Origin of the sequence: Pseudomonas sp. 22526 (assembly GCF_052044735.1) — a bacterium.
In the GTDB taxonomy this organism is placed as follows: domain Bacteria; phylum Pseudomonadota; class Gammaproteobacteria; order Pseudomonadales; family Pseudomonadaceae; genus Aquipseudomonas; species Aquipseudomonas piscium.
The window spans coordinates 25,509-43,560 of sequence record NZ_JBQENK010000026.1; the positions used below are offsets into that span (position 1 = coordinate 25,509).

General features: G+C 61.7%; 20 protein-coding genes. 12 read left to right on the forward strand and 8 right to left on the reverse strand.

All coding sequences use genetic code 11. From position 1 onward, the window contains the following. Positions 1-39: 39 nt before the first annotated feature. Genes ACTJKT_RS28335 through ACTJKT_RS28365 form a run of 7 tightly spaced genes read right to left on the reverse strand, consistent with a single transcriptional unit; the run spans position 40 to position 3,720 of the window. Entirely contained in the window at positions 40-810 is a 771-nt protein-coding gene (locus ACTJKT_RS28335) for a hypothetical protein (RefSeq protein WP_440789634.1), read from the reverse strand. Next, a complete protein-coding gene (locus ACTJKT_RS28340; protein WP_440789636.1) occupies positions 807-1,397 on the reverse strand; it encodes a type III secretion system domain-containing protein in 591 nt (196 codons plus the stop codon). Before ACTJKT_RS28340 ends, ACTJKT_RS28335 begins: the two co-directional genes overlap by 4 nt. After that, positions 1,394-2,125, reverse strand: a complete 732-nt coding sequence (gene sctJ, locus ACTJKT_RS28345) for a type III secretion system inner membrane ring lipoprotein SctJ (RefSeq protein ID WP_440789638.1) — start codon at positions 2,123-2,125, stop codon at positions 1,394-1,396. The genes ACTJKT_RS28340 and sctJ overlap by 4 nt, the downstream gene beginning before the upstream one ends. Further along, positions 2,122-2,454, reverse strand: coding sequence for a type III secretion system inner rod subunit SctI (gene sctI / locus ACTJKT_RS28350; RefSeq protein WP_440789640.1), 333 nt, complete (start codon positions 2,452-2,454; stop codon positions 2,122-2,124). Before sctI ends, sctJ begins: the two co-directional genes overlap by 4 nt. A 10-nt stretch (positions 2,455-2,464) precedes the next feature. Continuing rightward, complete coding sequence (locus ACTJKT_RS28355; protein ID WP_440789642.1) at positions 2,465-2,773, reverse strand: EscG/YscG/SsaH family type III secretion system needle protein co-chaperone; 309 nt, start codon at positions 2,771-2,773, stop codon at positions 2,465-2,467. Then, positions 2,770-2,985 carry a type III secretion system needle filament subunit SctF gene (gene sctF, locus ACTJKT_RS28360; protein WP_053280186.1) on the reverse strand — a complete coding sequence of 72 codons (216 nt, stop codon included), beginning with the start codon at positions 2,983-2,985 and terminating at the stop codon, positions 2,770-2,772. The genes ACTJKT_RS28355 and sctF overlap by 4 nt, the downstream gene beginning before the upstream one ends. A 6-nt stretch (positions 2,986-2,991) precedes the next feature. After that, on the reverse strand, positions 2,992-3,720 hold the full coding sequence (locus ACTJKT_RS28365) for a helix-turn-helix transcriptional regulator (protein ID WP_440789644.1): 729 nt from the start codon (positions 3,718-3,720) through the stop codon (positions 2,992-2,994). A 360-nt stretch (positions 3,721-4,080) separates the two neighbouring features. Here ACTJKT_RS28365 and ACTJKT_RS28370 point away from each other — a divergent pair, with 360 nt between their 5' ends. From ACTJKT_RS28370 to qhpG, 12 genes are all read left to right on the forward strand, one after another. Then, the gene (locus ACTJKT_RS28370; protein WP_053280184.1) at positions 4,081-4,866 is read left to right on the forward strand and encodes a hypothetical protein; all 786 of its coding nucleotides are present in this window, start codon (positions 4,081-4,083) and stop codon (positions 4,864-4,866) included. A 122-nt stretch (positions 4,867-4,988) separates the two neighbouring features. After that, the gene (locus ACTJKT_RS28375) at positions 4,989-5,348 is read left to right on the forward strand and encodes a hypothetical protein (RefSeq protein WP_440789646.1); all 360 of its coding nucleotides are present in this window, start codon (positions 4,989-4,991) and stop codon (positions 5,346-5,348) included. A gap of 19 nt (positions 5,349-5,367) precedes the next feature. After that, positions 5,368-5,919, forward strand: a complete 552-nt coding sequence (locus ACTJKT_RS28380; protein WP_097304463.1) for a secretion protein EspA — start codon at positions 5,368-5,370, stop codon at positions 5,917-5,919. Between the two features lie 55 nt (positions 5,920-5,974). Continuing rightward, a complete protein-coding gene (locus tag ACTJKT_RS28385) occupies positions 5,975-6,460 on the forward strand; it encodes a SycD/LcrH family type III secretion system chaperone (RefSeq protein WP_440789648.1) in 486 nt (161 codons plus the stop codon). After that, entirely contained in the window at positions 6,457-7,944 is a 1,488-nt protein-coding gene (gene sctE / locus ACTJKT_RS28390) for a type III secretion system translocon subunit SctE (RefSeq protein ID WP_440789650.1), read from the forward strand. The genes ACTJKT_RS28385 and sctE overlap by 4 nt, the downstream gene beginning before the upstream one ends. A gap of 15 nt (positions 7,945-7,959) precedes the next feature. Continuing rightward, positions 7,960-8,547: a hypothetical protein gene (locus ACTJKT_RS28395; protein ID WP_210691413.1), complete on the forward strand. Its 588-nt coding sequence runs from the start codon at positions 7,960-7,962 to the stop codon at positions 8,545-8,547. 1 nt (position 8,548) lies between these two features. After that, a complete protein-coding gene (locus ACTJKT_RS28400) occupies positions 8,549-8,980 on the forward strand; it encodes a hypothetical protein (protein ID WP_210477294.1) in 432 nt (143 codons plus the stop codon). A 604-nt stretch (positions 8,981-9,584) separates the two neighbouring features. Further along, complete coding sequence (locus ACTJKT_RS28405; protein WP_440789653.1) at positions 9,585-10,031, forward strand: hypothetical protein; 447 nt, start codon at positions 9,585-9,587, stop codon at positions 10,029-10,031. A gap of 316 nt (positions 10,032-10,347) precedes the next feature. After that, complete coding sequence (locus ACTJKT_RS28410) at positions 10,348-12,252, forward strand: sigma-54-dependent Fis family transcriptional regulator (protein ID WP_440789655.1); 1,905 nt, start codon at positions 10,348-10,350, stop codon at positions 12,250-12,252. After that, the gene (locus tag ACTJKT_RS28415; protein ID WP_440789657.1) at positions 12,252-13,970 is read left to right on the forward strand and encodes an ABC transporter ATP-binding protein; all 1,719 of its coding nucleotides are present in this window, start codon (positions 12,252-12,254) and stop codon (positions 13,968-13,970) included. The genes ACTJKT_RS28410 and ACTJKT_RS28415 overlap by 1 nt, the downstream gene beginning before the upstream one ends. Beyond that, the gene (gene qhpE / locus ACTJKT_RS28420; protein WP_440789658.1) at positions 13,960-14,637 is read left to right on the forward strand and encodes a subtilisin-like serine protease QhpE; all 678 of its coding nucleotides are present in this window, start codon (positions 13,960-13,962) and stop codon (positions 14,635-14,637) included. The genes ACTJKT_RS28415 and qhpE overlap by 11 nt, the downstream gene beginning before the upstream one ends. Next, on the forward strand, positions 14,634-15,941 hold the full coding sequence (qhpG, locus tag ACTJKT_RS28425) for a flavin-dependent monooxygenase QhpG (protein WP_440789660.1): 1,308 nt from the start codon (positions 14,634-14,636) through the stop codon (positions 15,939-15,941). The genes qhpE and qhpG overlap by 4 nt, the downstream gene beginning before the upstream one ends. Before the next feature lie 205 nt (positions 15,942-16,146). On the opposite strand, the gene ACTJKT_RS28430 is transcribed toward qhpG, so the two are convergent. Then, the gene (locus ACTJKT_RS28430; RefSeq protein ID WP_440789662.1) at positions 16,147-18,048 is read right to left on the reverse strand and encodes an amidohydrolase; all 1,902 of its coding nucleotides are present in this window, start codon (positions 18,046-18,048) and stop codon (positions 16,147-16,149) included. Between the last annotated feature and the right edge of the window lie 4 nt (positions 18,049-18,052).

Sequence of the window (18,052 nt, forward strand, 5' to 3'; positions counted from 1 at the left end):
AGACCCGTGGCCTGCATATCGAATTCGGTGCGCGCCAGTTCAAGGGCTGATTGCGCTGGGAAGACTTGTGTGGCGCCGGGCAGGGGGAGAGGCGCCGGGTTCTGAATCAGCGTTGTCGGCTTGATGCCGGCGGAGTCGGTCTTGGTAATCATCGGCTGGGGGCTCATGCGGGACCTGCCGCAAACGCGACAGGAGCGATTGAAGGTGGGCGTCGAGATCGATGCGCAGGGTGAACAGCTGCGTTTCCAGCAAGGCCTGAGTCCTCGCCAGCGAAGGGCTGCCGAGTACCTGGACCTGAGGGTAGTCGGCCAGGGTGTGTCGGACGTGCTGCTCGCAATCGGCGCTGACCCGGACAGTCAGAGCGCCCTGGGCAAGAAACGCCAGGAGCCGCTGGCGCACGCGTCGAACCATCAGCTCGACAGCATCCTGCTCACCGATGAACTCCTCCAGGACCTGGGCGACGAGGGCGCGTAGCCGGGTGTCGAGGTGTTGGGCCAGGGTGGCTTCCAGAGCGGTTTCAGCGACATGCCAGTCCAGGGTTTCCTCGATGAGGCGCTGGCGCAAAGCCTCACGTTCGTTGGCCGCCTCGGCAATGCCTTGATCCCGGGCCTGAATGCGAATCTGCCGGGCTTGTTCCTCGGCCTGGGCCAGGCATTCACGGGCCTGCCGTTGCAGCGCTTCGGCTTCTGCGCGGGCCTGGGCAAGCAACGAGGTGGCGTTGAAATATTGCGCCAGCTCTGCGCCAGGAATGACCAGGGCGTGGGGTGTACTGCCCTGCAGGGCAATACAGGGGATATTGAGTGGGTTCATAAAAAACGACCGAGCTTGATCAGCCAGTGGATCGCGTTTTCCCGGACCGATAGCAGGGCATCGGCAACCGGCGGCAAACGCAGGCTGAGCAGATCACTGAGCGGGGCTGGTTCGACATCGCGTAACCACCAGCGGGTACCGGCGTGCAAGGCAGCCTGGCCCAGGGTTTCTGCGGGCAGGGCCGGCTCGGTGTGACTCCAGCCTCGGTGCAAGGCCAGCAGATGCTCGCAGTGTCGTTCATCCAGGTAGGGTTCAAGTGCCTGGCGATGGTCTTTGAGCAGCAAGTGATCGGGACAGTTCAGGGCCACGACCCCGAGGGCGATGACTAGCTGGGGCAAGCGCGGCTCCAGGGCGAGCATGGCCTGCTGCCTGGCGTCGAGGCCGGCGGGCAACGAGGTCCAGGTGATGCCGCGGTGCCGCAGGATCAAGCGGTCGATACTCGGGCGACAGGCCGGGCGACTGTGGTAGACCGCGCGCCAGGGCGCGAGCCCCAGGTGGGACCACCAGCCTTCATGCATCCACTTGCCTGGTTTCCAGCCCCATTGATGCAAGTGCTGCACGCTCTGGTCGATGGCTAGCAGGGTCATTGGCGTCTGGACCGCAGCCATTTGCCAAGCGTGATCGCCAGGATCAGTACCGCCAACGCAGCCAGCAGGAGCATGAGCGGCAGACGATTGCGCTCGAGCCAGGTGAGCGGCGCAGTGCCTGGCCCGGGCTGCTCGGGGAGTGGCTGATAGCGGTAGTCGGCGGCCTGCAGGACGATGCTGATGTTCTCGGTCTGCAGGTTGGGCACGCTGTTGAAGATCAGGCTCTTGATCGCGGTTTCGCTATTGAGCAGATTGCGCTCGGGGCTGTATTTGATGAAGACCGAGGCCGAAGGCTTTGCGGGCTCGCGCGGGTTCTGGCTGATCCCTTCGCCAATCGACACATGGGCGCTGATCACGCCATCCATGGCCTGGAGCATTTTTTCCAGCTGCTGTTCTTTCAGGTAGAGGATCTTCGCGTGTTCCTGAACCGGTGAAGTCACCAGTTGGCCGGAGGGAAACAGGTTCTCCAGGGTCGCGACCTTTTCACGTGGCAGTCCTTCCTGGCGCAACAGTTCGACGGCATTGATGAACTGCGTCTTGTCGACCTTGATCGTGACAAGTCCACCCTTGGCGATTTCCTTGCTGGCATCGATATTGCGGAGTAACAACAGCGCCAGCATCTGGTTGGCGTCGGCCTCGGACAACTCACTGTACAACTCGACCTTGCAGCCACTGAGCATCAGCATCAGCACGCCGATGCAGCCCAGGCGCAACCAGCCCCCGGTCATTGCATGCTCACCAGCTTGTTCACCCCTTGGGCAAGAGAGCCGGCGGTTTTGGCGATCAGGTCGACTTCGACGATGGCGTGCAACATGTTCGACTGGGCAGAGAGCATTTTCAACGGACTGTCGAGCACGCTTTCACGGGCCGTTGCCACGGTGTTACTGAAGGTGCTGGATTGACTCTGCAATTGGCTGATGGCCGATATCTCGGGAGGGTTCTGCGCCTGACCGAACAACGCCTGGTTGAAGGCGGCAATATCGGTCGCTGTGGGGGGCGAGGGCGCGGGATCTTTCGGCGCGTGGAGTGCGGCCATGCGGACAGCTTCGATTTCCATAGGGGAGGTCTCAGGCAAGTTGAGGGGGGTGGGAGGGCTGCGCAGGGAGGGTTGGCGCCTCCAGGGAAGCGCTTTCGATCAAGCGCCGAAGCGTGTTGGCTTCGTCCGAGGCGTCGCCGGCCAACAACGCCAGCGCTTCATGCCTGCGCGATAGACCGATCAGCAAGGTCGCTTGCAGAATCCGCAGGTCCGCAGGTTCGTTCACCAGGTGAGGCAGGGCGCTGCGAATGGTTTCGGCCTGTTCGACAAAACCGTGATTGACCGCCGCCAGGCCGGTCTCACAGACAATGCGGCAGACATCGCGCTCAAGGATGTTCATATCTTCTGGATGATCCCTGAAAGCATGTCCTTGACCGCTTTCATCACCGCGCTCTGATAAGTGACAAAGGTTGAATACTGCTGAATCGCAAACTGCGCCTGGAGCATCCGCGCCGGGTCGTTCATGTCGGCGGCAGTCAGCTTCGACTGGACCTCGTTGCCAGCCTTTTCGACCATTTGCGAAAGCTGGTTATTGACGGTTTCGATGTCCATGATCCGTTATCCCGCATGGCTGATGGCTGGAGTGAGGGCTGCCTGGGCACGCAGGCGATACTGGGTGGGGTTGCAGAGGTAACGTTTGCGAAAGCTTTCGGTGAAATGCCCGTGATTGGAGAAGCCGCATTCAAGGGCGATGTCCAGCACCCGCATCGAGGTGGACAGCAGCAATTCCCGGGCCCGTGTCAGTCGACGTTCCAGCAGCCAGCGCTTTGCGGACAGGCCGTATTTTTCCTGGAACAACAGATTGAACTTGCGCAACGGCATATTGAATTCCAGCGCATAGCGAGCCACCGACCACTGATTCAGAGCGTGTGTTTCGATGAACTCAAAGAAGGGTTCGTCTCCGGTCATGATGTGTTGCAGCAACGCGGAGAAATAACGCCGGTCCACTCCCAGGCAGTAGATATAGGCAAAGCGCAGCAAGGTATCGGGGGCTCCCTTGGCCAAGAGTTCAAGCACGCTGATCACGTCATCCTGCGCCTTCACCATCCTGATCGGCGCTCGCCAAAACAGCGTGCCATGGGTGATAGCGAGCAAATCCACGACATCGGCGTACAGGTGCTTGAAGTCGGCAGGGTAGAAGTCGAAGTACTGAAGGTCGTTGTTTGCACTACAAGGCGCTGCTTCGTTACTCGCCACGACGACAGAGTTTGGCGGTATGAGTTGCACTGCGCCGTCAACATGCACCTTGCCGCCGTACTTTCCGAATAGAAGTCGTACTGCCTGCATCGGTCCTCCCTTCCTGGATCACTGTCTGAGTGAGCGCCATGGTCACGCGAGTACTGAAAAATATGCATCAGGTGATTACCTGAAAGATAAGGTGCAGGAGCCGCCATTTTCATCAGGGATTGACTAAATATGTAAGGCGTCGAGACCTCGGTAAAAATTGGAATGTTTGACGGGAATTCAGAAGAGTCGGATTGGGTGAGTTGTATTCTCGGCGGGTCACTGTGAAAAGAAGTCCAGGGTCCATGATTTCTATTCGTGGTGATAAATGAAGCCTGGTGATATGCCAGTGCGTCGTCATTCAGTCGGCGGGGCACCCCTATATTTGCCATGGTTGAACTTAATACCATTGGGAATACATGTATGAATATGGCGATAACAGCAACCACCCCGAAAAGCTCCCTGGAGGACGTGCGGCCAACGCCACAGTCCGTTGCCAATCCTCAATCGATGTTCAGTAATGGCTTGATGAGCATGCAAAACATCATGTTGCAACTCACTCAGTCGGGTAACGATCTGTTCGCACAGATGAACAAGAAGTCCGAAATTGCCCGTGATGCACAAGAGATGGCCAATCAGGTTGAGGCCGTCATGTCCAGGTTGGTAAAGCCAGGGGACAAGTTGGCGCTGCCGGAAAGTACCGTGGCTTATATGCGCGCCAACAACATTCTGGTGGACGGCAAGACCATTGACGAGTTCATGGGCGAACGCTCGGGCGCTCAGGCCAGCCTGGAAACGCTGATGGCCAAGATTGCCGCATCCGGTCCCGAGGGCATGGAAACCCGTTCATGGCAGGAAGTCATCACCTACATGGATGCGAACGGCATCACCGTTGATGGCAAGAAGGCGTCCGACTATGTCTGGGGACTGCCGGAAGTCAATTTCCAGAGCGGCAAGAAAGTCAGCCTGGAGCACATGAACACCATTCGCCAGGCGCTTGAAGACTCCATGGCCTTCGACAAGGGCGACTTGATGATGGTCAAGTCTTCCCTCGAGTCGGTGGCTGGGCGGGCAACGGACTTCAACCAGCAAAGCCAGTTGAAGTTGCAACAAGTCATGCAGAACTTCAGTACCTCCAATCAGTTGACGCAAAGCATGCAAAGCATGTTGGCCGAGATGACCAAAGGCACCGCGTCGGCGATTCGTTAACCGCAGGTCCGCAATAACTCTTTTAACGATTAACAGGCAAAAAAGTAAGACGTCATCGACTTCCATAAGTGTGGGTAAGGATGACGGGATAATCTGGTTTTGCCCTAGGGATAGAGTGCCGAATGGACGACATGGAAAAACTGAAAGCCATGGTGGTCGAGCTGGGTAAGAACAAGTCGACATTTACCCGCCAGATACTGGAATTCGAAAAGCTGCAGTCGGAAATCGCCGAGCTTCAACAACGGGCGAACTTTGATCCGGCCGCCAGGAGCAAGCTGGACAAGTTGAACGACTATATGAGCCGAGAGGGAAATGACGCGCAGCGCCGATTTGCGGAAAAAATGGCGAAATCTGAAACAAGCCTGAAAAAAGTTGGAGAGCAACTGAACTCGTTGTCTGTTCTGCAACAAGGCTCGTCAGGAAAGGAAGTACCCGCGGTAAACAACACTGCACTGAAAAAACTCAGTCGAAACTTTGCTTGAATCCTTTGGAGAAAACACGATGGATCCTATTGTCAATAAATTTACTCCGGTCAACTCCCTGGGCTCCGTGCCGCCAACCCCGCAGTCGATCGTGAATTCGCAATCGATGTTCAGCAATGGTCTGCAGACCATGCAGAACATCATGTTGCAGTTGACTCAATCGGGTAATGACCTGTTCGCGCAGATGAACAAGAAGTCCGAGATCGCCCGTGACGCACAGGAGAAAGCCAACCTGGTGGAAGGGGTGATGGCCAAGCTGGACAAGCCGGAAAGCAAGGGCGAACTGCCGCCGAGTGTCATTGACTACATGAAGGCCAACAACATTCTGGTCGACGGCAAGACCATCGATGAGTTCATGGAAGGCAAGGGCGGCAAGCTCGATAAGGGCGACCTGATGATGGTCAAGTCTTCGCTGGAAACCGTGGCGGGTCGTGCCACCGACTTCAACCAGCAAAGCCAGTTGAAGTTGCAGCAGGTGATGCAGAACTACAGCACCTCCAACCAACTGACGCAGAGCATGCAAAGCATGCTCGCTGAAATGACCAAGGGCACCGCCTCGGCTATCCGTTGATTGGATAACGTGCTGGCCGCCCGGGTTTTCCGGTGTGGCCAGCCAAGGAGTCATCATGACACAACCTATTTGCAGTGCCGGTCAGGACGACCACGAAGTGCTTCAGCATTTCTTTGCACGCGGTGGCTCGATTCGTATGTTGGCTGATATCACGCAAGCCGATATCGACAAGCTGTATGCCTACGCGACGCAGCTGTTCAACAGCGGAGACATTCAAGCAGCGCGCAATGTCTACTCCTTGCTGGTGCGTATCGACCACTGGAGCTTCGAGTGCTGGTTGGCCCTGGGGCTGTGCAATCAGCGCCTTGGCCTGCATGAAGAGGCCGTCATCAGTTTCGGCCGGTCCGGGATGATTAACGTGGATGATCCACGTTCCGCCTATTTCGCAGGCATCAGCCATAGCCTTCTGGGACAGATCGAGTGTGCCCGCAAAGCCTTCAATGCCGCGATCAAATGGTGCAACCAACAGCCTGAACATGAGGCTATTCAGCACAGTGCCGCGCAATTGCTGGCTCATTGTGCGGTGGAGGTATCGGCATGAGCATCACATTGAATCCGCGGCCGCTGACGGCGCCGCCAACCGAGCAGATGCTCATCCCGGACAACCCGAAAATATCCGCAGAGGCGCAAACCGGGGCCAATGCTTCGCGCGGCCCTTCGACTGTGTTCGGCGATATCAGCCAGCAACATTCGCGGGTAAATACCCCACCGCCCCCCAAACTCCAGGTGTCGCAACTTGAGGCCATGAAGGCCCTGGAGCGGATCTTTGCCAATGTCCCGGCCAAAAACGAAAGTGGTACTCCGATCAGCCTGAAGGATCTCGAGAAGATTCCGATGGACTCGATCATGTTGGCCTCGACACTCCTGTCCAGTGAGATTCTGGGCAGTACGGCCATGGCCAAGTCCAAAGCCCTGGCGATCATGACGGACAAGCAGGAGAGGGTGCGTCAGCAAGAGGTTGCCGACTTCCGCGAGCAGATGGACAAAGCCATCGAGCAGCAGGAGAAGGCCAAAAAGGCAGGCATCTTCGGTGTGATCTTCGATTGGATTATCGCGGCCGTTGAAATTGTCACAGGGGTGGCAAAAATCATCGGCGGGGCGCTGACCGGCAATGTCATGACGGCTGCCGGCGGGGCGATGGACTTGATGGCGGGGCTCGCCGGTGTCGTCAAGGCGGCGGCCAACACCATGGCCCTGATCGATCCCGACAATGCTGAAAAGTACCGGGCGATCGCCGACGTGGCCGGCAAGGTCCAGCTGGGTTTTGAAATTGCCGGGGCGGTGATCGATATCACCAGCGCCGCACGCAATATGTTGATGACCAAGGTCATTCCGAAAGTTGCCGGTACGGTTCTCAAGGAAGGTGCCGAACAGGCCCTGGTGGCCGGTATCAAGGCCGGGAGCAAAAGCGCAATCGACCAGACGGCGAAGATGGTGGGCAAGGAAGTGGCATCGCAGGTTTCCGCCCAGATTGCCCAGAACCTGGGCAAGGTCGCAATGGAGGCGTCCAAGACGGCTGGCAAGGAGGCCGCCCAGAAAATCGTGCAACAGCTCGGTGTAAACCGGATGTTGGAAAAGTTCTCTCAGGAAGCCATCGAACAGTTGGTGACCAACGCAGTGAAGAAGGTCGGGCACGGTGCGATCGACAAAGGGGTAGAGATGACTGCCAAGGAAGTGACCAAGGCGGTGACCAAGGAGATCAATCGCGAAGTGCTGCAGGTTGCGCTAAAGGCTTCGACCTACACCGCAGTCAACGTCACACGAGGTGCGGTGGCCGGCGCCAGCCAGATCACCGCCGGAGCACTGGCAGCGGACCGCGCCAAACTGCAAAAAGAGATCAGTCAACTCATCCTCGATCAGCAATGGCTGCAGTCGCTTTTCACTTTCTATAAAGACGAAAAGGACGCCGCCATGAAGCGGATTGGCGAACTGGTCGAAGGGCAGTCCCAGGTCGTTCAAGACGGCAGTAAGGCCATCGCACAAGCGGGTGCGGTGCAAGTGCAGATTGCCTCGGCAATGGTTTGATACCAGGAGAAGAAAATGACCACTACAGTGAATACCCAACCCTTGGCCGCTTCTTTGCCCGTGCAGGATGCAGGGGATACCCGGACGTTCGACACAGGTGAAAACGCCTTCACCCGCATCAACGAAATTATTATGTTGATGAGGAAAATGAACATCGACATGCGCGATACGTTGCGCGGATTCCACGATGAGATGCAGAAGAATGCGTTCGACAAGCAGCTCACAGCGCTGGCGACCAAGCAAGACGCCATTGAGTCGACATTCAAGGCGGCAATGACCGGGGCGATTGGCCAAATTGTGTCCGGCGTCGTGGGTTTTGGCGGGGCGTTGACCGGCAGCCAACTGGCGTCATCGGCGACCGCTGGCCTGGGCAAAGCCACTGAGGGGCTTGGCGGGGTAGCCGCGGCGGGCGTCAGTCGTGATGCGCAACAGGCTCAATTGCTGGGAGAGTTCCAGGCCAATGCCGCGGAAAACTTTGCGAAAAACGTGGCGGCTACCGCCGATCGTGCCGCCGAGGCTTCCCGGCAATTACGCGATGCAACCCGTGAACTGGTCGGCCTCTATGAGCGGATGGCCAACGCCGTGCAGATGAGAGCGAAGTGAGATGCCTGTTCTCCAGTCTATTGATCCGGTCACACTGTTTCTCAAGTTGCAGGGTTTGCAGCCAGAAGTCGCCTACTTTGAAAAAAGCGATTTTGTCGTGGGGTGGCAGGTTCACTTGGGAGATTTCGAACTGGTTTACCGGTTTGAAGACAACACGCTGACGGTGTGCAACTTCACGGCCATCGAAGGGGCCAAGGGAACGAGCGGAGCGGTTTCCCAATTCATCTTTCTGATTCACCGTATCGAGCGCTATGTCAAAGAGCTTTATTCGGTGCGAGGACGATTCATCGACAGTGTTGCCAACTCGAAAATCAATCAGGTTCGCGAGCGACTGGCGAATGTATTGATGGCCAAAGGTGCATCTTGGCAAGAGATCGATGGAGAGTCCTGGTTGGTTTATCCATTGGCTTCGAAGCTGGCACAGCCGCAATAGCATCGGGTTGAATGGGCCGAGGCCGGGGCCTTGATCGCGGTGGCTGTCAGATCGTATCGCGGGCAAGCCTCGCTCCTACAGAAGCCTGGGTGTCGGGATGATTATCAAAACGCCACCGTCCTGTAGGAGCGAGGCTTGCCCGCGATAAACCTCAACGATAACGCGTCGCCTCTGCATGCCCCTGAATCAAAAGATCCAGGGGCTTTTTTAATGCCTGAACTGGGTGTTTACGACATTGTGCAGGCCAGCAGTGGCGAGCAGGCGTTGGCCTTGATGCAAAGGCCTGGCCCAGCTCGAGTCGAAGGGCTGGCAGGGTAACGAGTCTCGCCAGTACGGCTCCGCGACCCAGACCAACCTGGCCTGGTCCCTCGGCGCGGGCGTTGCCTACGACGTGACGGATCGCCTGGCCCTGGACCTCGGCTATTGCTACGTCGACATGGGCGATACCGAAAGTGGCTGGACCAGCCCCGCCCGGCATCAGGGAGCAACATCCCCAGCTTGGGAAAACTCCTACATACCGGGTTTATCGCGCTCGATAAGCTGGCGGCGCCTCAGCTGATGTTCATAAGGAATCAACGGCACATCCCAATGGCGGTTTCCCACGATGATCAATAAAACCCTGCGGATACTGATCGCTGACGATCAGCATTTCCAGCGCCTGAAAATTGAAAGGATCCTCAACCAGCTGGGGTATTTCCGCATTGCCCCGGTGCACTCGTTCGACGAAATCGAAACCCTGACCTGCGGTTCCTGCAAGCCGTTCGATCTGTTGCTCATCAGCACTGCACTGGTCGCTGCCCTGGATATCGACCTTGAAGCCTTCTGCCGCGACAACCCGCTGATTCGCCACGCCCTGATCTACGACAGCCAGCAGGCGCAGCTGCCATCCATGTCCGAGCCTCTACCGCCAGTGGTGCAGGTCAGCCTGTCGGGCGCGCCGGGGAGCGAGTTGCTCAAGCGCCTGATGGCGATGATCGATCCCCCTCCACAATGCCATGGGTTGCAGGTTTTGCCGTGGTTACGCGGGCTTTCCCGGGGGCGGGTCGGTTAGGGCGGGGTGGTTCGGGATTTTCATTGCCCATGCGATCGCTATCGCGGGCAAGCTCCGCTCCTACAGATAGAGGTCGGGGCGGCTGTTGCAGGCGCCATACGGCACTTGCCATCCGCTTTACGTCAACGTCAAGATGCTCCGGCGCGGTTTTTCCCGTGGCGCAGGTTTTGCTTCTGTAAAGGCAAGGCTGGCCACGGGCCAAACTTCCCTTTACTGCCATCTGAACCGGGTGTAGACATTGGCCTTGGCTTGCGTGCTCCTCGCAATCCAAGGGAATGGACCGGGGAGGGCCGGGCGGACCGATTCGGAGCGCTTGATGACTCTCATAAAAACAACAACGGGCGAGCTGCAGCACCAGGCCGGACTGGCCCGGGCAAAACTCCATCTGGAAGGCGAAGTCCCCGATGGCGTATTGCGTGCGGAAATCGACGCCTCATGGCGGCGCAGCCTCAGCCATGGCGTGCACTTCAATGGCCAGCCGGAGCTGAGCCTGGAATCCGGCGCCAGCCTCGAGGTGCTGCTGGCGAGCAATCGCCTGCTGCTCGACGCGGCGATCCCCGCCATCGACTACCTGGCCGAGCGCCAGGGCCAGGACGGCCTGATCATCCTGGCCAATGCCGACGCCACCATTCTGTCGATCGAAGGCCGGGCCGACCGGCTCAAGGGCAGCGGCGTGCAAGACATCACCCTCGGCGCCTGCTGGAGCGAAGCCACCCGCGGCACCAATGCCCTGGGCACGGCGCTGGTGGAAGCACGCACCACCATGATCGATTGCGGCGAACACTACCTGGATCGCCTGAGCCATTTTTCCTGCACCTCGGTGCCCATCCGTTGCCCCCAGGGCGAGATCCTCGGCGTGCTCGACCTGACCCGCGAAGGTCCGCTGGGGCGCTTCCAGGACAGCTCGGCGCTGCTGGCCATGGCGGTCAGCCAGATCGAGAGCCGGGTGTTCAACGCCTCTTATCCTGAGCAGATCGTCCTGGCGTTCCACAGCCGCCGGCAGTACCTGGAGTCCCCCTGGCAAGGCCTGCTGGCCCTGAGCCTGGGCGGGCAGATCCTCGCGGTCAGCAGCCAGGCCTGCCAGTTGCTCGATGCGCCGCGCTCGGCGCTGGTGGGGCGGCGTTGCGAAGAGTTTCTCGGCGTCGACGGCCTGCAATTGCTGGCGCGCCTGCAACAGGGCGGCATCGGCAGCCTGCAGACCGCCAAGGGCGAGTTCTTCTACAAGACCCTGCGCGCGCCGCAACGCTCGATCAATGTCAGCAGCGTGCCGCGCAGTGCGCCGAAAGATACCGCCAGCCATCCGCAACTCGACAATCTGGCCGGCAACAACAGCCGTTATGCCCGGGCCCTGCGCATGGCCCGCCAGGGCCTGGCCAATGCCTTGCCGGTGTTGCTGCTGGGGGAAACCGGCACCGGCAAGGAGGTGGTTGCCCGCGCCCTGCACCTGGCCGGCAGCCGCGCCGACAAACCCTTTATCGCGGTGAACTGCGCGGCGATCCCCGAGGGCCTGATCGAGTCGGAGCTGTTCGGTTATCGCGAGGGCGCCTTCACCGGTTCGCGCCGTGGCGGCATGATCGGCCGCCTGCAACAGGCCCACGGCGGCACCCTGTTCCTCGATGAAATCGGCGATATGCCGCTGGCCTTGCAGGCGCGCCTGCTGCGGGTGTTGCAGGACCGCAAGGTGGCGCCGCTGGGCGCCGGCGAAGAGCAGGACATCGACATCGCGTTGATCTGCGCCACCCACCGCGACCTCAAGCAACAGGTGGCCGACAAGCAGTTCCGCGAGGACCTGTTCTACCGGGTCAACGGCATCAGCGTGATGCTCCCGGCGCTGCGCGAACGCGAGGACTTCGACGCGCTGCTGGAGGTCCTGCTGGCCAAGCTCGGCAGCCCCGGGGTGCCGCTGGCCGAGGACCTGCGCCAGTTGCTGGCCGGTTATCACTGGCCGGGCAACATCCGCCAGCTGGAGATGGTGCTGCGCACGGCGCTGGCGATGCGCGAGGAGGGCGAAGCGGCCCTGGGCCTGGAGCACCTGCCTGACAGCATGCTCGACGATCTCAACGCCAGCGAGCGGCCGGTCACCGGCAGCATCCGCGAGAACCAGCTGGAACTGATCCGCCAGGCGCTGGACAGTCACCAGGGTAATGTTTCCGCCGCCGCCGATGCCCTGGGCATCAGTCGCGCGACCCTGTATCGCAAGCTCAAGCAGTTGCGCAGCTGATGTCGCGCCTGCTCAGCCGGCTGGTGGACAGCCCCGACCCTGTGGCCCTGCAAGCCGCCTTGCGCTGGCTGTATGGGTTTGTCCGCCCGCAGCGCCTGGCCATCGCCGGGCTGCTGGCGCTGTCGGTCTGCGCCTCGTTGCTGGTGCTGGTGCAGCCCTGGCTGACCAAGCTGCTGATCGACGACGGCCTGCTGGCGCGCAACTTCTCCATGCTGGTGTGGATCGCCGGGCTGATGATCCTCGCCGGGCTGCTGGGCACCGCGCTGTCGGGCATCAACCGCTACCTGCATACGCGCCTGTCGGGGCGGATTCTGTTCGCCCTGCGCGATGACCTGTACCGCCATTTGCAGCGTCTGTCGCCGGGCTTCTATGGGCAGCGGCGGATCGGCGACCTGATGTCGCGGCTCGATGGCGACGTCGCGGAGATCCAGCGTTTTGCCGTCGATTCGCTGTTCTCCGCGGTGTCCAGCGTGATCGGCCTGGTGGTGGCGCTGGCGCTGCTGGTGACCCTGTCCTGGCAGCTGTCGCTGCTGGCGCTGTTGCTGATCCCCCTGGACCTGCTCTGGCTGCGCTGGATGCGGCGCAAGGTCGAGCGCGATGTGCGGCAACTGCGCGAGCGTTCGGCGGACATGTCGTCGTTCATGGTCGAGACCCTGCCGGTGATGAAGTTCATCCAGAGCGCCGGCCAGCAGCAGCGCGAAGCGCAGCGCCTGGAGCGCCTGGGGCAGGGCTACATGAGCCAGTTGCTGCGCCTGCAGGTCAGCGAGTTTTTCACCCAGGCGGTGCCCGGCACCCTGACCTCGCTGTCGCGGGCCTGTGCGTTTTTGATCGGTGGTTATTGGGTGGTGCAAGGCACCTGGCAACTGGGCGCGCTGATCGCCTTTTCCACTTACCTGGGCATGGCCGTGGGGCCGGTGCAGAGCCTGCTGGGGCTGTACGTGGCGATCCAGCGCATGACCGTCAGCCTGGGCCGGGTCATGGAGCTGCGCGGCGAACAACCGAGCGTGACCACGCCGCTGCAACCGCTGCCGATGCCCAGCGGCGGCGAGCTGTATTTCCGTGATCTGCACTTCAGCCACCCGGGGCGGCCGAGCACCCTGCGCGGCATTGAGGCGCGCATTCCCTATGGCTTGAAAGTGGCCCTGGGCGGCGGCTCCGGGGTCGGCAAGTCGACCCTGATCGACCTGCTGCAACGCCACCACGACCCGCAGTCCGGGCAGGTGCTGCTGGACGGTGTCGACCTGCGCCAGCTCGACCTGTTCGAGCTGCGGCGGCGCATTGCCGTGGTCAGCCAGGACATCGTGCTGTTCCGCGGCAGCCTGGCCGACAACCTGGCCTACAGCGTGCCCGACGCACCGCGCGCGGCGGTGGCCGAGGTGGCGCGGCTGGCGCAATTGGACAGCCTGATCGAGTCGCTGCCCGAAGGTTTGGACAGCCCCTTGGGCGAGCGCGGCCAGCAGCTGTCCGGCGGGCAGAAACAACGGATTGCGATTGCCCGCGCACTGCTGCAGGACCCTTTGATCCTGGTGCTGGACGAGGCCACCTCGGCGGTGGACGAAAGCACCGAGCGCGAAGTGATAGAGGCCATCGACCGGCTGTTCGCCGGGCGCACGCGGATCCTGATCAGCCATCGGCCCTCGACCCTGGCCGACGCCGACCTGCGCTTCGAACTGGTGGACGGCGTCTTGCAGTCGGTGAAGGTGGCCCATGAAGCCTGAGCTGCGGATCGGCGTGGTCGACAGCGGACATTCGGCTGCACAACGCCAACGGGTGCTGGCCGGGCGGCGTTTCTATCTGGTGGAGGACGGGGTGGGCGAGGGCGACTTGCGCGAAGACCCCCTCGGCCATGGCAGCGCGATTATCGAGGCGATCGGCGAGCGGGCGCCCAAGGCGCGCTTCTGTGTGGCCCAGGTGTTCGATCAGCGCGGGGTGACCAGCGCTTTGCAGATCGCCAGCGCCCTGGACTGGCTGGTGAGCCAGCAAGTGCGGCTGATCAACCTCAGCCTGGGATTGCGCCAGGACCGCAGCCTGTTGCGCGAAGCCTGCGCCGCGGCCCTGGCCCATGGCGTGCTGTTGTGCGCCTCCACCCCGGCCCAGGGCGAAGGCGTGTTCCCGGCCCGTTACCCCGGCGTGCTGCGGGTGACCGGCGATGCCCGTTGCACCCCCGGCGAATGGTCGTGGCTCGACAGCCAGCAGGCCGATTTCGCCGCCTGTGTGCAGGGCAGCCATCCCGGCCAGTCCGGCGCCAGCCTGGGCTGCGCGGCCTTGAGCGGGCATATCGCCCGTTACCTCGGCGAACACCGCGACGCCGGCAACCCGCAGGTGGTCCAGTGGCTGCAGACCCATGCCCGCTATCACGGCCCCGAACGGCGCGGCTGGACATGAGGCCGCTGCTGATTCTCGGCGCCGGTCCGACGGGTGCCGCGGTGGCCCTGGGCTTGCGGCGCCTGGGCTATGAGGTAGCGCTGGTCAGCGAGTGGCGGCGTTTCCCGGCGCTGGAAGGGGTGTCGCTGCGGGTGCTCGAAGCCCTGCGCGGCGCCGGTCTGGGACGTGCGCTGGAGGCGGGGTTGCAGGCATCCCAGCGTCAGGTGGCATGGAACGGCCAGAGCCATGGGCAGAACGTCGAATACCTGCTGGATCGCCCGCGCTTCGATCGCGGCCTGCGCGAGGATTTGCGCGAGGCCGGGGTCGAGTTGATTGAAGGCCGGGTGCTGGAGGTACAGTCGTCCTTGAGCGGGCATCGGCTACGGATCGAGGGGCAGGCCGAGCGCTTCGCGGATTTTCTGGTGGAGGCCCGCGGGCGCCAGGCGCCGGCATTGAGTAAAGAACTGGGCAAAGGCTTGCGCGGGCCGGAAACCCTCAGCCTGCTCAACCGCTGGCAGGGCGCGCCGGGCACCACCGCCAGCGCCGTGCACAGCCTTGAAGACGGCTGGGCCTGGATGGCACGACAGGCCGACGGCCAGTGTTACTGGCAACTGACGGTGGACGTGGCCAGCGCTGCACTGCCGGGCAAGGCGCAGCTATTGGATTACTGCCGCCAGCGCCGCCAGGGTTCGGCCCTGGCGCGGGAGTTTTTCGCTGACGGGCCGGAGCACGATTTGCAACTGCACGCGCGCAGCAGCACGGCGATTCTCTGCCCGCAGGTGTGTGGCGATAACTGGATTCGTGTGGGCGATGCGGCCATGGCCGTGGACCCGCTGTCGGGCAACGGTATCTTCCAGTCGCTGTCCTCGGCGTTGCAGGCGCCGGCGGTGATCAACACGCTGCTGCAACGGCTCGAACGGGCGGCCCTGGCGCAGCGCTTCCATGCTCAGCGGGTGGAGCAACTGTTCCTGCGCTTCGCCCGCATCGGCCGCGACTTCTACGCCGACGAGCAGCGCTGGGCCGAACGGCCGTTCTGGCAGGCCCGACGGCGGTGGCCGGACCGTGAGCCGGCGCACCCTGAGCCGGACTTTTCCGCCCTGCGCATCGAGCGCGCTCCGGTATTGCGCGATGGCCTGGTGGACCAAGCCGAGGTGGTGATCACCCCGGACCAGCCGCTGGGCATCTGGCATGTGCAAGGGGTGGAGCTGGCGCCGCTGTTGCGCCGCTTGTCCAACGAACCGGCGCAACAAGTGCTGGCGGGGTTGAGCGAGGAACAGGACAGGGCCGTGCGTGGCTGGTTGCTGGGGCAGGGGTACAAGCCTTGAGGTGAAGAGGCTTTTCTGTAGCCGCTGCCGCAGGCTGCGATCGACGGCGCAGCCGGCGTAAGGCTTGGGCGATGGCGGCGCCTGGGCGAATGATCGCGGGCAAGCCTCGCTNCGATCCGCGCAGCGACCATCCAAACCCGTCGTCCCTGACGAAGCACTAACAAGCCGGGGTCCGGACAGCCCCCCGGCTTGCCATGGCTAACGATCAGCTAGCGGGATTGACGTACACCCGGTGGCCACCTTTCCAGGTTTCGCAGACCTTGATGTCCCTGATGCTGGTGGCCGGCACTTTTTCGTCGAGGGGATCCTGCTCGAGAATCACCAGGTCCGCGAAATTGCCGTCCTGCAAGGACCCGGTCCAGCCTTCGGCGTGGCACTGCCAGGCCGCGTCATAGGTGATGGCTTTCAAGGCCTGCTTGCGCGTCAGGCACTCGGCTTCATTGAGGATGGGTTGCAGCCTTGGGTCGCGGACGAACTGCCCCTGGGCATCACGAATGCCTTCCATCTTGCGGGTCACCGCCTGCTCCATGGAGCGCAGCGGCCCCAGGGGCGTTACCGAACAGTCGCTGTGCAGGGTCATTCTCAGGTTGTGGTCCAGGGCCGACTGGCACAGGTCGAGCATCTGTTCGGCCTTGCCTTCGAAGATCGCCTGTTTGAAGGAATAGCCCCAGTAGCCGACATGACCGATCAGGAAGCTCGGTGACAGGCCCAGGCGCTGCAGGGTCTGCAGGGTGTTCGCGGTCAGCAGCGAGCAGTGCTCGATGCGGTGGCGTTTCTCCAGGGCGCTGCCGCCCTGCAAGGCCGCCTCATAGGCTTGCAGGGTGAAGTCGATGGCCCGGTCGCCGTTGGCGTGGATCATCAGCGGCCAGCCGGTTTCGACGGCATTGCGCACCACGGTCTTGTAGGCATCGGGTGTGGTGACCGGGGTGTGGTCCTGGTCGCAGAAATTGAAGTTGCCCACCGGCCGGTCTGTCTCGCAGCAGTAAGGCTGCGCCTGATAACCCGTCAGCCCCTGGTTGGAACCATCGGACACCAGCTTGACCGAGCCCTGATAGAAGCGCTTGGCCTGTTCCCGGCTGACCGGCTGGTAGCGCGGCAGCTTGCCGATGGCCTCGGGCGTGCCATCGCAGGCGGCGGCGTAGCCGATCCGCAGCTTGCGGGGGTGGGTCAGGAAGTAGGCGCCCAGTACCAGCTTCGATTGAGTGTCCATCATCGCGTCGTAGAGCAGGGTGATCCCGCGGCGCGAGGCCTTGTCGAAGTAGTCTTCGAGGTGCTTGAAGATATTCAGTATTTCCAGCTGCTGCCGGAGGGGAATGCTCTTGATGGCGGCCAGCACCTCGGCTTCCTGCAGGACGCCGTTGTCGGCCCTGACGCCGGTCTTCTTGAACACCGCGTCGCTCGCCGCGGTGTTCAGGTAGGCGGTGTGCATGGACGCGCTGATCAGCAGAATCGGATGCTGCTTGTCGATGGTGTCCAGGTTGCCGATGTCATCGCCGGGGCCACAGTGAAAGGTGATGAGTCTGTTCAGGCCGTGGGGGACGACCTGGAAGGGCATCAGCGCCGGATCGACCTGATGGCCGAGGATCCAGGTCGAGTTGTCCTTGGGCAGGTTGCCTTGGATGGTGCTTTTCAACCAGGGCCAGTCATAGGTAGGCCGTAGCCGCTGGTTCTTGTGCTCATCCGGGTTGTCGCTATCGATGGCCCCCAGGTTCAGCCAGCCTTCCATGGCGCAGCTCTGCACGATATGGGCGTGGGGCTCGATCAGGCCGGGCAACAGGGTCTTGCCGTTCAGGGACTGCTTCTTGTAGCTGATGCCCAGGGTGTTCATGCGCGCTTCGACGTCGGCCAGGGTGCCGGATGCGACCACATCGCCGGCGTGGATGCCCAGGGCCTCGACCCGTTCGTCCATGTTGCCGTCGCGCAAGGGGTAGATGGTGCCGTTGGTAAAGATGATGGACTCGCCGGCCGGTTCCCTGGCCAGTTCATTGGCGTCCTGTGGCTGGCTGGCGGTGTGGCTGGCCGGGTCGAGAGTGTCCTTCAGTGCGTTCCAGATCGGGTTGTGGCATCCGCATTGGACGCCGTCGTGATCATGTCCATTTGATCCCATGATG

Bases quoted from the DNA above. Each gene is read 5' to 3' on its own strand.
- ACTJKT_RS28385 (WP_440789648.1), top strand. From the start codon at position 5,975: ATGACACAACCTATTTGCAGTGCCGGTCAGGACGACCACGAAGTGCTT.
- ACTJKT_RS28335 (WP_440789634.1), bottom strand. From the start codon at position 810: ATGAACCCACTCAATATCCCCTGTATTGCCCTGCAGGGCAGTACACCC.
- ACTJKT_RS28370 (WP_053280184.1), top strand. From the start codon at position 4,081: ATGAATATGGCGATAACAGCAACCACCCCGAAAAGCTCCCTGGAGGAC.
- sctJ (WP_440789638.1), bottom strand. From the start codon at position 2,125: ATGACCGGGGGCTGGTTGCGCCTGGGCTGCATCGGCGTGCTGATGCTG.
- ACTJKT_RS28415 (WP_440789657.1), top strand. From the start codon at position 12,252: ATGTCGCGCCTGCTCAGCCGGCTGGTGGACAGCCCCGACCCTGTGGCC.
- ACTJKT_RS28380 (WP_097304463.1), top strand. From the start codon at position 5,368: ATGGATCCTATTGTCAATAAATTTACTCCGGTCAACTCCCTGGGCTCC.
- sctF (WP_053280186.1), bottom strand. From the start codon at position 2,985: ATGGACATCGAAACCGTCAATAACCAGCTTTCGCAAATGGTCGAAAAG.
- ACTJKT_RS28395 (WP_210691413.1), top strand. From the start codon at position 7,960: ATGACCACTACAGTGAATACCCAACCCTTGGCCGCTTCTTTGCCCGTG.
- qhpE (WP_440789658.1), top strand. From the start codon at position 13,960: ATGAAGCCTGAGCTGCGGATCGGCGTGGTCGACAGCGGACATTCGGCT.
- ACTJKT_RS28405 (WP_440789653.1), top strand. From the start codon at position 9,585: ATGATCAATAAAACCCTGCGGATACTGATCGCTGACGATCAGCATTTC.
- ACTJKT_RS28365 (WP_440789644.1), bottom strand. From the start codon at position 3,720: ATGCAGGCAGTACGACTTCTATTCGGAAAGTACGGCGGCAAGGTGCAT.
- qhpG (WP_440789660.1), top strand. From the start codon at position 14,634: ATGAGGCCGCTGCTGATTCTCGGCGCCGGTCCGACGGGTGCCGCGGTG.
- ACTJKT_RS28340 (WP_440789636.1), bottom strand. From the start codon at position 1,397: ATGACCCTGCTAGCCATCGACCAGAGCGTGCAGCACTTGCATCAATGG.
- ACTJKT_RS28410 (WP_440789655.1), top strand. From the start codon at position 10,348: ATGACTCTCATAAAAACAACAACGGGCGAGCTGCAGCACCAGGCCGGA.
- sctI (WP_440789640.1), bottom strand. From the start codon at position 2,454: ATGGAAATCGAAGCTGTCCGCATGGCCGCACTCCACGCGCCGAAAGAT.
- ACTJKT_RS28355 (WP_440789642.1), bottom strand. From the start codon at position 2,773: ATGAACATCCTTGAGCGCGATGTCTGCCGCATTGTCTGTGAGACCGGC.
- ACTJKT_RS28430 (WP_440789662.1), bottom strand. From the start codon at position 18,048: ATGGGATCAAATGGACATGATCACGACGGCGTCCAATGCGGATGCCAC.
- ACTJKT_RS28400 (WP_210477294.1), top strand. From the start codon at position 8,549: ATGCCTGTTCTCCAGTCTATTGATCCGGTCACACTGTTTCTCAAGTTG.
- ACTJKT_RS28375 (WP_440789646.1), top strand. From the start codon at position 4,989: ATGGACGACATGGAAAAACTGAAAGCCATGGTGGTCGAGCTGGGTAAG.
- sctE (WP_440789650.1), top strand. From the start codon at position 6,457: ATGAGCATCACATTGAATCCGCGGCCGCTGACGGCGCCGCCAACCGAG.